Here is a 13,969-nt window from a genome sequence, read left to right on the forward strand (position 1 = left end):
TTTCTCACTGGTATGACCAATATAAGAATCAAAGACATAAAAACTCATACTATTGCTGAAATACTCCGCAATTTTTAAATATTTCAACTCCATCATTCAAGCTTTTCTTGTTTTTGGTATGACCAATAATCAATGCGAAAACATTATTTTCCAGTTTGAATTTTTAACAACAATTTTTTAAATATCTGTTTTATAATTATTATTTATGAATAAATTCTATAAAATATACTTTAGTCTAATAACCAAGCTTTGTTTGACATCAGTCTCATTTCAATGAAAAGTATAAAAACCAAATCAACCCAATATTGGTATGACCATTTATTTAAATCAAATAGATTTCTTTATATTTGTATTCTATTCCATTCAGAAAACGCATTTTCTGCCCGCAAAAACTAGATGAAGTATTCAACAATAGATTTCAACGATCATTTTTTTCCACCTCATCGCTTGTATCTCATGATTTTTTAGAAAAACCGTGCAGAAAAGTGCTACAATCGCGCACATATATGTATTCTTTCAGGCCACCCATTCTCGGTGCCTATATTTATATCGTTAGGATTAACAATGACTGATAATGCAACTATCTTGCAGAATGTCCCAGTTGGCAAAAAAGTTGGTATTGCCTTCTCTGGTGGTCTAGATACTTCAGCTGCGCTTTTGTGGATGAAACAAAAAGGTGCGGAACCTTATGCTTACACAGCAAACTTAGGTCAACCTGATGAAGACGACTACGATGCGATTCCAAAAAAAGCGGAAGCGTATGGCGCAGTTAAAGCTCGCTTAGTTGATTGTCGTTTACAACTTGCTTTAGAAGGTATTGCGGCTATTCAATGTGGCGCTTTCCACATTTCAACTGGTGGTATGCCTTATTTCAACACGACTCCTCTTGGTCGTGCAGTTACAGGTACGATGCTTGTAACCGCAATGAAAGAAGATGACGTAAACATCTGGGGTGACGGTTCGACTTATAAAGGTAACGACATCGAACGTTTCTACCGTTATGGTCTATTGACTAACCCATCGCTAAAAATTTACAAACCTTGGTTAGACCAAACTTTCATTGACGAGCTAGGCGGCCGTGCAGAAATGTCACAGTTCCTAATCGACAACGGTTTTGACTACAAAATGTCAAAAGAGAAAGCGTACTCAACTGACTCAAACATGTTAGGTGCGACTCACGAAGCAAAAGATCTTGAATACCTTAATGCGGGTATCAAAATCGTAGACCCAATCATGGGCGTTGCTTTCTGGAAAGATGATGTAGAAGTTAAAGCTGAAGAAGTTTCTGTAACTTTCGAAGAAGGCTTCCCTGTTGCATTAAACGGCAAACGCATCGAAAACCCTGTTGAATTCATTCTTGAAGCCAACCGTATCGGTGGTCGTCACGGTCTAGGTATGTCAGACCAAATCGAAAACCGTATTATCGAAGCAAAATCTCGTGGTATTTACGAAGCTCCGGGTATGGCGCTTCTTCACATCGCTTATGAACGTCTTGTGACTGGTATTCATAACGAAGACACCATCGAACAATACCGCATTAACGGTCTTCGTTTAGGTCGTCTTCTTTACCAAGGTCGTTGGTTCGATTCTCAATCATTAATGCTTCGTGAAACTGCGCAGCGTTGGGTTGCTAAAGCAATCACTGGTACGGTGACTTTAGAACTTCGTCGTGGTAATGACTACACTATTCTAAACACTGAATCTCCTAACCTCACTTATGAAGCTGAGCGTTTAACTATGGAGAAAGGTGACTCTATGTTTAGTCCTGCTGACCGTATCGGTCAATTGACTATGCGTAACCTAGATATCACAGATACTCGCGCTAAATTAGGCATCTACACAAACTCTGGCTTACTTGCAGTAGGTACAGGTTCAGCAGTGCCTCAATTAAAAGACAAAAACAAATAAGATTTGTTGAGTCATAAAAAAACCGCGCATTTTGCGCGGTTTTTTTATTGCCGATTTCAGAGAATTTCTCAATGTTATTAAACATTAAGCCACATGCGCTGAACGAATCGATTGATAGTAAATTTGATTCCGTCCGAGTTGTTTTGCACGATATAAAGCCTGATCAGCGATCGTCAATAACTCTTCCTTGGTCAGCATCTCCGCACGATATACGGTTATCCCCAAACTAATAGTGACGTGATTTGAAACCTGTGATTTGGCATGTGGAATTTCTAAACGATCGATTGCTTTATAAATATTTGACGCTACCGCATAAGCACCATGCGCATCGGTTTCAGGCAATAAAACCACAAATTCTTCACCACCATATCGCGCTACAAAATCCATATGTCGAATGGCATTTTTAATGGTTTTGGCAATGGTTGAAATTACATCATCGCCTTTTTGATGACCGTAGAAATCGTTATAGTTTTTAAAATGATCGACATCGATAAATAGCACAGCAAGCGAGGTGTTATTACGTCGAGATTGCTCATAAAAGGTATCAAGCATTTCATCAAAAGTACGTCGGTTTGAAATCTTGGTTAATTCATCATGCTGACTTAAATGTAAAAGCTCTGTGGTATGAATACGATGGATTTTTTCACTAATATCCGCACGCAGCATATTCAAAAATATCATCCGTTCACGCGCACAGAGCATCTTACTGATTGCAAAACCCAATACACAGCTTCCAATCAGTACACGCCCCAACACCATCACATCAAATTTCACTTCTAATGAAAAAAGCATCAACATGGTGACCACAGCAGCCAATAATCCAGACATCAACATTTGAACCGGTTTCACTCCAGTCAAAATATAGCTCAAGATGTAAATCATACAAAGGATCATCATGGCCTGATGTTTAAGTGCTTCGGTATACACGGTCATGGTGAGCCAAGACATTGAAATAACGGCCCAAAACACTACAAACATACTGGCATGTGAAAAATAAGGTTTCAGACGGTCATAACGGGCAAAGGTATATAAAGCCAAAAGACACAGCGCACCATTGAGCTGACCAACCAAACAACGAATAAAATCATGCACAAAATGCTGTTGATTAATTATCCAGTAATCTCCGGGAATGATCAGCATCGTGAGCACAAAGTAGATCAACACTCCCATCCAAAAAAAATGACGTATGTTGGTTTGCGCACGATCGAGGCTTAAAGTCCAAAATTGAGTTTCCAGTTTTTTAGGAAACATTTCCCCTACACGACGAGTTTGCCGTGTAATCAGTTCCTCTATTTTTTCTTTATCGTATTGCAACTTTGCAAGGTTATACTTGTATTCCATTTCCAAGCATTTATCTAATTCTTTTAGTCATTTAAAAATACCACAGTTTTATTCTTTATTTATATCTGTTCAGTCATTTGTACATAAATCTCGTTACCATTTTCACATTATTTGCATTATCATTTGTTTTATTTCCAAGCTTGGAATCGCTGTGAATACGATTACTCTTCTTCAGCCAGATGATTGGCATGCACATTTACGTGATGGTCTAGCCCTAAAGCGTACAGTTCCTGATTTAGCACAACAATTCTCTCGTGCGATTTGTATGCCAAACACCGTACCACCAGTAAAAACCGTTGAAGAAGCAAATGCATACCGTGAACGCATCATGGCAAATGTTCCTGAAGGCGTTCACTTTGACCCGCGTATGGTGCTCTATTTCACAGACAACACCCCTGCAAGTGAAGTTAAAAAAATTAAAGAGTCTGAGCATGTTAATGCCATTAAGCTCTATCCAGCGGGTGCAACCACGAACTCAGACAGTGGTGTCAGTGATATTAGTAAAGTCTATGGTGTGATTGAGCAACTCGAAGAACACCAAGTGCCGTTACTGTTACATGGTGAAGTGACGCATAACCATGTCGATATTTTTGACCGTGAAAAACGTTTCCTTGATGAAGTGCTTTCTCCACTGTTAAAACAGTTCCCTAAATTAAAATTGGTGCTAGAACACATCACTACTAGTGAAGCTGCGCATTTTGTATTAGAACAAGACCGTAATGTGGCTGCGACAATCACACCGCAACATTTATTGTTTAACCGTAATGACATGTTGGTGGGTGGCATTAAACCGCATTTCTATTGCCTACCGATATTAAAACGTCAAACCCATCAGCAAACTTTGCTCGAAGTTGCGACCAGTGCGAACCCTAAATTTTTCTTAGGTACAGACAGTGCGCCGCACTCAAAAAATGCTAAAGAAAATGCATGTGGCTGTGCAGGATGTTATAGTGCACCAACAGCAATTGAGCTATACGCTCAAGCATTTGATCAAGTCGGTAAAATCGACCGTTTAGAAGGTTTTGCAAGCCACTTTGGTGCAGACTTCTACGGACTCCCTCGAAATACCAATACCATTACTTTGGTAAAAGAAGATCAAGTGATCCCTGAAAGTTTAGACTACTTGGATGGCGAAAAAATTATTCCGTTGTATGCGGGTAAGACCATCCAATGGAGAAAAGTGTGACAGATGAAACTCGACCAGTCATTGGTCAACGTTTCCGTGGATTCCTACCTGTTGTTGTCGATGTCGAAACAGCAGGTTTTAATTCACAGACCGATGCCTTACTGGAAATTGCAGCGATTCCTATTGTGTATGATGCAGAAGGTAATTTTGTACCGGGTGAAGCCCACCATGCACATATCAATCCATTTGAAGGTGCCAACCTTGACCGTCGTTCACTGGATTTTATTGGTGTAGATCCATTTAATCCAATGCGTATGGCCATGGCTGAAGATGAAAAATCAGCATTAAAACGTATCTTCAAAGCAGTAAATGAAGTACGTCGCCAACAGAACTGCACTCACGCGGTTTTAGTTGGTCATAATGCCCATTTTGACTTAGGTTTTGTACAGGCAGCGATTGCACGTACAGGAACAAAAAATCAAAATCCTTTCCATAGTTTTTCCGTATTCGATACAGTGACTTTGAGCGCTGTAATGTTTGGACAAACTGTGCTGGCAAAATCATGTATTCAAGCTGGTATTGAGTTTGATGGCAAAGAAGCACATTCTGCACTTTACGATACTCAGAAGACCGCTGAACTGTTCTGTTATATTTTGAACAAACTCGGCCCTCACCTACTTGACACTATGATGGCGGATCAATAAGATACCGCCATCTTCTAAACGTCCCTATCGTCTAGAGGCCTAGGACATCGCCCTTTCACGGCGGTAACCGGGGTTCGAATCCCCGTAGGGACGCCAATTCTTATTCAGACTTTCTCCAAGCTGAATATTCAAGTCTATTGAATACACATCACCATCTCTCCTGATTATTCAAAATTTTCATTGAATTTGTTGTGTATTAAAAAATCACTTATTGCAAATAATTCTCATTTCTATTGATTATTCCTGTAAAGTTAATGATAATCGCTATCGTTTTTATCTGCATAATTGTTGACAGCCATGCGCTTTGCCTATTCTCCCCTTAATATCGCAATTTTGACTGCTTTAGCATCTCAAACGTATGCAAATGAAAGCCAGATCTCCGAAGAAATCAAAACCAATACGGTGTCGATGACACCTATTGAGGTTGAAGTCAAAGCCAAGCCAGAAGTAGGTAAAACCGTCTACACCAAAGAAGATTTAGAAAAAACGCCGAATAGCTCAAAAAATATCACAGACTTTTTAAAAGTTAATCCAAATGTGCAGTTTAGCCGTGAACAACGTTCTGCAGATTCACAGGCTGAGCTACGACCATCCGAGATTTCTATTAATGGCGCGCAAACTTACCGAAATAAATTTGTAATTAACGGCGTCAATACCACCAATAACCTTGACCCTCTGGCAAGTGGCGACTCCTATTCAGGCAAACTAGATGGTGGCTCACAAGGGATGGCCCTAAATACCGATTTAATTTGTAAATTAGAATTGATCGATAGTAATGTTTCTGCAGCATACGGCGAATTTACAGGTGGTGTAGTTAATGCTGAAACTTGTGCCCCAAATACTGAAATTGGCAAAATCCACGGCTCCCTTACTTACGACTACACGGAAAGTGATTGGTCACGTTATCATTTTACCGATGAAGAAGAAGCTGCAGAGTTTGAAGATCCAACCTCATCAAATAATAAAGAATATAAAAAACACGGCCTAAGCCTGAATCTATACAGCAAACTCTCTGAACAATGGGGCATCAATAGTTATGCCTCTAAACGTGAATCCATCGTTCCAGTAATGAGTGGTTTAGAAGATCGCAGTAAAGTCAAAAGCGAGCGTAATAATATCAACTTAGGGACTACCCTTTTTTACACACCTTCGGACACAACCAAAACGAAGTTTGGCTTTGATTTAGGGGATTTGGACAGTCTAAATTTCGTTGATAAGCGAATAAATTCAAAAAGTATTAGCAATACAGAAACGCTGACATTTTTTGGTGAATTAGAAAGTAAACTCAATAATTCAACATTAAAACAAAATATTAGCTATCAAACGCTAAGCCAAGCACGTGAAAATGATTCAACTACCAGCATTCTTTGGAAGCAAACACCAACTAAAAACTGGAGTTCCAATCCTGGTGAAGGTGCCACAAGTAGTGATATTGAATTACACCAAGATACATTTTCGTATAGTCTAAAAAATGCGTTTGATACCATTCAGATTGGCAACAGCATGCAACAATTAAGCTTTGGTATGGGCTATGACTATTCTAAAGTTGCATGGGAACGGCCTAACGATGCCTATATGTATAATCAGCCTAAGACTTTTACATCTAGTTCAGGCATTAGCTGTACGGCAGGTGATATTCTTTGTGATGAAGCAACGGATGAAAATAACTATCAAGGCCAATATCAAACAAATGGCAAGTATTATCAAAAAGGTAAAGTTAATATTGACCAACAACGTGTGCATACCTTCATTGAAAACACATCGACTTGGGATAATTTTTCAGCGCGTTTAGGTTTACGTGCAGATTATGATAGCTTGTCGAAAAATTTAAATATTGCACCTCGTACTGCCTTTAACTATAAACCGCTAAAAAATGATCTTCTGTCCTTCACTACGGGATGGAATCGATATTATGCAAACTATACCTTAGCCACTGAACTGCAAGATCAACTTGCATTTTTGGAATACAATTTAAAACGCACAAAAAATCAAACTGAAGACTATTGGACTCAAACTGGGTTATCAGATTTAATATTAGCTAATTCCAATATTCAACGTGCCAATTTAAAGACCCCTTATGCTGACGAAATTGTGTTTGCCATTAATAGCCAAGTTAAAAACTGGAACCTTGGTCTGAAATGGGTGAATCGCGATAGCAAAGATGAAATCACAAAAAATCGTTTTATTGATCCAACCACCAGCAATACCATCGATCATTTTGAATATAGTAATAGTGGTAAAGCAAAAGCTGACATTTACACACTCACACTCAGAAATACGCTGCCAGTCGTATATAAAAACTCTCTGCACGGGTTTAACTTTGGCTTTGATTACACTGAATCAGAAAAAAATTATTTAGACTATTCTGAGTCATATAACGTTAACAGTAATACGGCTGCTGAAGATCGCGATATTATCTTTAACGGCAGCCTCATCCAATTTAATGAACGTCCTGTTGAAAATTTCAATCAGCCTTGGACTGCTCGTTTTGGTTGGGACATTGAGTTTTCAAATTTACCATTAAAGATTAATAACTTCTTAAGCTACAAATCTGAATATAAAGATACGTATAAACTAAAAAACAAAGTTGAACATGATGGTGTCCTGTTGGAAGCCTATGCTACAGATACGATTAGACCTCGATTTAGTTGGGATATGCGTACCACTTATGATTTCAATTTCGCTAAAGACCTCAAAGCAATATTCGGTTTAACCATTAACAATATTACCAATCGACATAATATCTATACCACCCCAGGTATTAGTGAGTCGACCAACAGACTTAGATCTGAAATTGGGCGACAGTTCATTGCTGATGTCACATTTAAATTTTAAACTTCCCCTATCAAGAGCGCCTAAAAACGCTCTTGATTCATTTTCAAATAGAATAAAACATGAAAAAAATAATCTTACTCTTTGGCCTGTGCATAGTATGTCTCGGTATCTTCATCTACATTTTTAGACCCGAAGCCAGCCTACCGACAAATCCTTCAAATACTGTTGAGCACGATGCCAATCAGACAAATCAAACAGCATTGAATGATGACCAAGAATCTTTTATTTCCAAAACCAACGATCGTGACACTCAAATACAAGCGAAAAAACCAAAAAAATTGAGCGAAGAAGCAATACAGTATTATCGAACAGCAAGCAAATACAGCTGGGAATCAATCGTTCTTGATTTTGAAAATGGAACCATTCTAAAAAGTAAAATGCCTAAAGGGGAAAAAGAAAAACTTTGCGAAATTGCACTGAGTCTAAGTACTGCCGATCAAACCAAACGCTTATTTAAAGCAAATTGCAAACCACTCAATGGCCGTTCATCCTCTATGATTATTAATGGCGCATTAACCAATGCAGAAGGCAAAATAGATCAAAACGAAATCATTGAAAAATTAAAACTCTACAAGTCGGAAAATGTTTTACAAACTCACGTTACGTATAAATTTGGCCCGTATGAAGAAAAAAGCTCTTTGCAATCTAACGCAATTGGTTGGGGACTAAAAGACGTTTCTGATTATTTGCTGAGTATTGGTGTCGATTACACGGGCGTGGATGGTAATTTAATTTTAGACAATATCAAAGGCCGTAACCCTTCTGTGAGTTTGGTTCAAAAACTACTGAATGCAGGAATCGAGCCCAATAGTAACGTTTATAAACAAATAAAACAGAATGACTTTTCAACCAAATATCCTAACGTTTACAATTTATTAAAAACACATAAACCATGAAAAACATCGTTATTACCAGCTGCCTGCTAATGAGTATGCATTGCTTTGCAAATGCTCCAGTGCCACAAAATCACGCTACCAATGCACCATCAGTGAAAAACATTCAAGACTTTAAAGAGATCAAAGGGATGACAAATGATGCATCTCGTTATTATAAATTTATAAACATATATGGTTGGTCAGCCATAGTGCAGGAATTTGAAAATAAAAATATTCAAAACAGTAAAATGAAAAATAAAGAAGTTAAAAAAATGTGTGACACAGCGCATCTTGTACTTCCACTTCAAGATATCAAGCGACTGATTGCTGCTAATTGCAAACCTAGCTCAAACGATGTCACTTTTAATACCATCAATAGGACTTTAAAAAATGGCGATGGTTCTATTAATGAACAAGAAATTATTGCCAAGTTAGAATTTTATAATGCATTAGGATTATTAAAAACACATCAAACATACGGCCGTGGCTATCGTGCAGACACATATAATTTACTCTACAAAGCTGCCGGTTTTGGTTTGCCTGATGTTTTTGATTATCTCCTGAATATCGGACTCACAGTAAAATATACCGATGGTAACTTACTAAATACACATTTTGATGGTCGCTCCCCTCAACTCGCTTTAACCCAAAAAATTTTAAAACTGGGTGTCGAGCCAAATGCCTCAACCATTACGATCATGCAACAACGGAACTTTAAACAACACTACCCTGACATTTACCAAGTCATCCTATCCAATCTAGAACAGAAAAACCGTAAACTTTAATTAATTACAGCCTGACTGGTTTTGTTTATACTTCAGCTTGATCTATTTTGATGTAAGAACACCCTATGTTTAAAAAGTTGCTCTTGGTTTTAGCCATCTTATTTCCATCTGCACTCTATCTGTATATTGTGAGCCGCGATGACACCAAAGCCCCTGTAGCTGAACAAACTCAAGTACCTGCAACTTCTGAAGCTGAGTATCAAACTCCTGACCATTAATCCAATGGTCAGTGCTAAAGATTTAAATTTTAGATCAGTATTATCACATTATAAGAAAAATTCGATTTATCAATCATTTCACTGCATTCAATCATAAAATATACCTTTCGTTTAATTTTCTTTTCACTATGCAATCTCCCTCTGAACCTTCGCAACACTCGTCTGCTGAAGGTAAAAGTCCATCGCTTAAACGTGCGATGACGACTCGACACCTTGTGATGCTCTCACTTGGTGGTGCAATTGGTACTGGTTTGTTTATGGGTTCAGGTGAAGTTATTTCACAAGCTGGGCCTTTGGGCGCTGTACTTGCCTACATTATTGGCGGTCTAATCGCCTACATGGTTATGCTCTGTTTGGGTGAGCTTGCCGTACATTTACCTGTTTCTGGCTCTTTTGGTGCTTTTGCGACAAATTATATTGGCCCGGGTACCGGTTATATGGTGTCTTGGATGTACTGGTTGGGCTGGTCTGCCACCTTAGGTACAGAATTTACTGCGGCGGCTATTTTGATGCAGGAATGGTTTCCACAAACCTCTATTTGGTTATGGACACTGATCTTTGCAGCTGGCGTACTGATCTCTAATCTAAGTTCTACACGTGCGTTTGCAGAGTCAGAATTTTGGTTATCAATGGTGAAAGTTGCAACAGTGTTGATTTTCATCATCCTTGGTTTTGCCTGCATCTTTGGTTTCGTACCTTTCCAAGGCTATGAATCAGCTCCAATGTTCCACAATTTGACAGAACATGGTTGGCTGCCAAATGGTTTGTTCCCTCTGTTTGCCACGCTATTGATCGTGAACTTTGCCTTTAATGGTACGGAGATGATTGGTATCGCTGCAGGTGAAACTGAAAACCCTGAAAAGAATGTGCCTAAAGCCATTCATGCTGCGGTATGGCGCTTAATCATTTTCTTTGTCGGCACTATTATCGTCATCAGTTCACTGTTGACCTATACCGATGCAGGTTTAAATGTCGGCGGACATGGCGGCTTAAGTAGTAGCCCATTCGTTTCCGTATTTAACCTGATGGGCATTCCCTATGCAGAAGACTTAATTCGTTTCGTCATTATTACGGCTTTACTGTCTACAGCTAACTCTGGTTTATATGCTGCATCACGTATGATGTGGGCGCTGTCCGCACAAAAACAATTACCACGTGCTTTCGGCAAATTAAGCAAAACTGGTGTGCCTTATATTGCTGTATTAGTCACTATGATCGGTGGTTTACCGGGTCTATTGTCAGAACAATTTGGGGCAGATGTCATCTTCAAAAACTTGATGGGGGTTGCCGCTTTCACCATGGTGATCGTCTGGATGAGTATTTGTTGGAGTCAATTTAACTTCCGACGCCAATGGCTGAAACAAGGTCATAGCGTTTCAGAGCTTAAATTCCGTACACCATGGTTCCCACTGGTTCCAATTCTTGGCTTTGTCTGCTGTACCGCAACAGGTTTAAGTATGGCTGCAGATCCTGAAATGCTTTCTGGCTTTATTGGCTGTCTGATCTTTATGGCAGCGTGTTATGCAGGTTATTATTGGTTATATCACGATAAATAAAATAGTTAAGGTGGCTCATTAGCCACCTTTTTTTATGAAACTATTTCTCTTCCCTATGAGAGAAAAATTAGGGTTTCCATATAAATTCAAAAATGATTTGTGGGAGCAGTTTAATCCACAAAAACCACTGTACAAATTATAATTTAAGGAAATAGTTCAACTGCTTTTCGTCAATGAGTTTTTATCCTCGCTCAACACCAAGATATAATCCCATACTTTCAACTCTAATGAGTCCTTTTCGGATTTTGCCCCCTTAGAAACATTAGCTAAAAGACACGCAGCTACTATTGCTAGAAATATTTGGATAGATACTCTCAAACTTGTATTAGATATTAATTCAACAAAAGTAAAGTTAAAAACTATTAATGAAAGTGGCAAAAGCACCCGACTTGAATTCATCTGTTTTTTAAATTCAGGAAAATCACGATTAATAACCAATAAATCTTGTTTGTCTTTACTCCACAACATTGGCTCAAAACATACATCCAATTTTTTTTCTAATTTTTCAAGTTCTATATCATCACTAGACAACTGATATCTTCGAACCTTTAAGATTAGATATAATTTAAAAAAGCTCTGGATATCTAAAAAATAATGAGAATCATCTAAAGATTTGAGGTGATTATACGTAATTCTACTTTCCCCATCTAAATCCCTAAATAAAAGTTCATCAATAATTCTTTCAAACTCTGATTTACTGATATACGAAGAAAAATTATTTGGATAAACTTCAAACCAATGCAAATAATTCAATAAAACTATATAGAATCTTTCATGGACTTTGCCCACATTAAATTGATTGATTTCAAATAAAATTCCAGAAATAAACTCATTAAAATTATTTTTCATTAAAAAAATTCTGTTTTTGTTTCATTTATATACATTTAGAATATAACAATCAAACTCTATTTTGACAAATATAGATGGGCTATGTATTATACACCCACCTCAAAACGTCCCTATCGTCTAGAGGCCTAGGACATCGCCCTTTCACGGCGGTAACCGGGGTTCGAATCCCCGTAGGGACGCCAATTTTTCTGTCAGCTCTGACAAACTTAAAGTTTATTTATCTATAATTTATATTAATTGATTGCATCATCATTGCATTCTTCTCTACAATTACTCGCTTCATTATTTGATTCTCCTTTTTCTCTATGCAGTCATCACATTCTCCGAATGATGCTTCGCATCAGGGCAATTCTGCGCCGTTAAAACGCGCTATGAGTACTCGACATCTGGTGATGATTTCGCTTGGCGGCGCAATCGGTACTGGTTTATTTCTTGGTTCGGGTGAAGTCATTGCACAAACGGGGCCTGTAGGTGCCATTATTTCGTATTTTTTAGGCGGTATTATCGCCTATATGGTGATGCTTTGCTTAGGCGAGCTCGCTGTACATATGCCTGAATCTGGTTCATTTGGCGCTTATGCTAAACGCTATATCGGACCGGGTACGGGTTATACCATCACTTGGCTGTATTGGCTGACATGGTCAGTAACGCTAGGAACTGAATTTACTGCTGCTGCACTTTTAATGCAGGAATGGTTCCCAGACAGCTCTATGTGGATGTGGACCTTAATCTTTGGTGCTTTTGTATTCTGCTTGAATATGATTTCAACCAAATGGTTTGCTGAATCTGAATTTTGGCTAGCTTTAGTCAAAGTAATTACCGTTGTAGCCTTTATTATTTTAGGTCTATTGGCCATTTTTGGTGTTTTAGGCTATCGAGGCTATGAAGCTGCACCACTGTTTAGCAACCTCACTGCACAAGGTTGGTTCCCTGAAGGCTTATTCCCAATCTTCGCTACTATGTTGATTGTTAACTTTGCATTCTCAGGTACTGAACTGATTGGTGTTGCTGCGGGTGAAACCAAAGATCCAGCGAAAAATGTACCTAAAGCCATCAACACGGCGATTTTCCGCTTATTGATTTTCTTTGTGGGTACTATTGTTGTTATTACTGCATTATTGCCACACCAAGAAGCCGGCTTATCTGCCGAAGGTGTAAGTAGTTCACCTTTCGTAACGGTATTCCAGCACATTGGTATTCCTTATGCAGAAGACATCATCCGCTTTGTGATTATCACAGCCCTACTTTCTGCTGCAAACTCAGGTTTATTTGCTGCATCTCGAATGATGTGGTCATTATCCTATAGTAAGCAATTACCTGCAGTGTTCTCTAAAGTGAACTCGCGCGGTATTCCTTATGTTGCAGTGATTGTGACCATGATCGGTGGTATGCCGGGCTTACTGTCTGAACAATTCGCTCCAGAAACCATCTTCAAAAACTTGTTAGGTGTTGCGGCATTTACCATGGTGGTAGTGTGGATGAGTATTTGTTTAAGCCAATTCAACTTCCGTCGTCAGTGGTATAAAGAAGGCAAAACTGCAAAAGATTTAGCTTTTGCTGCACCACTCTTCCCAATCGTGCCGATACTCGGTTTTGTATTCTGTCTGATTACCTGTATTAGTATGGTATTTGACCCAGAAATGTTGACTGGCTTTATCTGCTGTATGATCTTCATTGTGGCATGTTATATCAGCTACTACACCTTGTATCACAACAAAGATTGATCTGCGTTGTCATACCAAACACAATAAAAGAGTAACTTCGGTTGCTCT

Annotated in this window: 11 protein-coding genes and 2 tRNA genes; 11 read left to right on the forward strand and 2 right to left on the reverse strand. The window is 38.6% G+C overall.

Annotation, left to right across the window (positions count from 1 at the left end):
- Positions 1-564: 564 nt before the first annotated feature.
- The gene (gene argG / locus MST18_RS10650) at positions 565-1,908 is read left to right on the forward strand and encodes an argininosuccinate synthase (protein WP_078189146.1); all 1,344 of its coding nucleotides are present in this window, start codon (positions 565-567) and stop codon (positions 1,906-1,908) included.
- Between the two features lie 84 nt (positions 1,909-1,992).
- On the opposite strand, the gene MST18_RS10655 is transcribed toward argG, so the two are convergent.
- The gene (locus MST18_RS10655; protein WP_180133651.1) at positions 1,993-3,249 is read right to left on the reverse strand and encodes a diguanylate cyclase; all 1,257 of its coding nucleotides are present in this window, start codon (positions 3,247-3,249) and stop codon (positions 1,993-1,995) included.
- 151 nt (positions 3,250-3,400) lie between these two features.
- Here MST18_RS10655 and pyrC point away from each other — a divergent pair, with 151 nt between their 5' ends.
- From pyrC to MST18_RS10695, 8 genes are all read left to right on the forward strand, one after another.
- Complete coding sequence (gene pyrC, locus MST18_RS10660; protein WP_078192914.1) at positions 3,401-4,435, forward strand: dihydroorotase; 1,035 nt, start codon at positions 3,401-3,403, stop codon at positions 4,433-4,435.
- Complete coding sequence (rnt, locus tag MST18_RS10665) at positions 4,420-5,079, forward strand: ribonuclease T (protein WP_078189149.1); 660 nt, start codon at positions 4,420-4,422, stop codon at positions 5,077-5,079. The genes pyrC and rnt overlap by 16 nt, the downstream gene beginning before the upstream one ends.
- Before the next feature lie 20 nt (positions 5,080-5,099).
- A tRNA-Glu gene (locus tag MST18_RS10670) sits at positions 5,100-5,175 on the forward strand.
- Positions 5,176-5,376: 201 nt separating this feature from the next.
- Positions 5,377-7,914: a TonB-dependent receptor plug domain-containing protein gene (locus tag MST18_RS10675; RefSeq protein ID WP_180133652.1), complete on the forward strand. Its 2,538-nt coding sequence runs from the start codon at positions 5,377-5,379 to the stop codon at positions 7,912-7,914.
- 59 nt (positions 7,915-7,973) lie between these two features.
- On the forward strand, positions 7,974-8,810 hold the full coding sequence (locus MST18_RS10680) for a hypothetical protein (RefSeq protein ID WP_180133653.1): 837 nt from the start codon (positions 7,974-7,976) through the stop codon (positions 8,808-8,810).
- On the forward strand, positions 8,807-9,574 hold the full coding sequence (locus MST18_RS10685) for a hypothetical protein (protein WP_180133654.1): 768 nt from the start codon (positions 8,807-8,809) through the stop codon (positions 9,572-9,574). The genes MST18_RS10680 and MST18_RS10685 overlap by 4 nt, the downstream gene beginning before the upstream one ends.
- A 65-nt stretch (positions 9,575-9,639) precedes the next feature.
- Positions 9,640-9,792: a hypothetical protein gene (locus MST18_RS10690; RefSeq protein ID WP_180036011.1), complete on the forward strand. Its 153-nt coding sequence runs from the start codon at positions 9,640-9,642 to the stop codon at positions 9,790-9,792.
- Positions 9,793-9,920: 128 nt separating this feature from the next.
- Entirely contained in the window at positions 9,921-11,348 is a 1,428-nt protein-coding gene (locus MST18_RS10695; protein ID WP_078192919.1) for an amino acid permease, read from the forward strand.
- 156 nt (positions 11,349-11,504) lie between these two features.
- Here the strand turns inward: MST18_RS10695 and MST18_RS10700 are convergent, their stop codons facing one another.
- The gene (locus tag MST18_RS10700) at positions 11,505-12,197 is read right to left on the reverse strand and encodes a hypothetical protein (protein WP_180133655.1); all 693 of its coding nucleotides are present in this window, start codon (positions 12,195-12,197) and stop codon (positions 11,505-11,507) included.
- A 106-nt stretch (positions 12,198-12,303) separates the two neighbouring features.
- Here MST18_RS10700 and MST18_RS10705 point away from each other — a divergent pair.
- Both MST18_RS10705 and MST18_RS10710 read left to right on the forward strand, forming a co-directional pair.
- A tRNA-Glu gene (locus MST18_RS10705) sits at positions 12,304-12,379 on the forward strand.
- 123 nt (positions 12,380-12,502) lie between these two features.
- Positions 12,503-13,921 (forward strand): amino acid permease, encoded by a 1,419-nt coding sequence (locus MST18_RS10710; protein ID WP_078189154.1) that lies wholly within the window; start codon positions 12,503-12,505, stop codon positions 13,919-13,921.
- Positions 13,922-13,969: the final 48 nt, after the last annotated feature.

The sequence above is a fragment of the Acinetobacter sp. YH12068_T genome, from assembly GCF_024606005.1.
In the GTDB taxonomy this organism is placed as follows: Bacteria; Pseudomonadota; Gammaproteobacteria; order Pseudomonadales; family Moraxellaceae; genus Acinetobacter; species Acinetobacter amyesii.